Raw genomic sequence first — 204 nt, 5'->3', positions numbered from 1 at the left:
GGGGCTGTCGGTGCCTCTCCCGTCTGAAGCTACGGGTTAGTGTATCCAGCTCAGCTACCATACGTCGGGCATGTGGGTAAAGGATCCTTGCATCCTGCGTCACATCGACACCGCGTGGCTGACGCAGAAATAACGGTGTCCCGAGATCATCTTCAAGCATTTTAATGGTGGCTGACAAGGCGGGCTGAGTGAGGCAAAGCCGAC

General features: G+C 56.4%; 1 protein-coding gene. It reads right to left on the bottom strand.

Going from position 1 to position 204, the window contains the following annotated elements; all coding sequences use genetic code 11:
• Positions 1–204, bottom strand: a 204-nt coding sequence (locus AAIR21_RS28320) for a LysR family transcriptional regulator (RefSeq protein WP_434682903.1), incomplete at both ends; no start/stop codon positions are given.

The sequence above is a fragment of the Enterobacter sp. PTB genome (assembly GCF_051130085.1).
Taxonomy (GTDB): Bacteria; Pseudomonadota; Gammaproteobacteria; order Enterobacterales; family Enterobacteriaceae; genus Enterobacter; species Enterobacter ludwigii.
The sequence above is the reverse complement of the archived record's forward strand: the minus strand, read 5'-3'. Positions and strand labels throughout refer to the sequence as shown.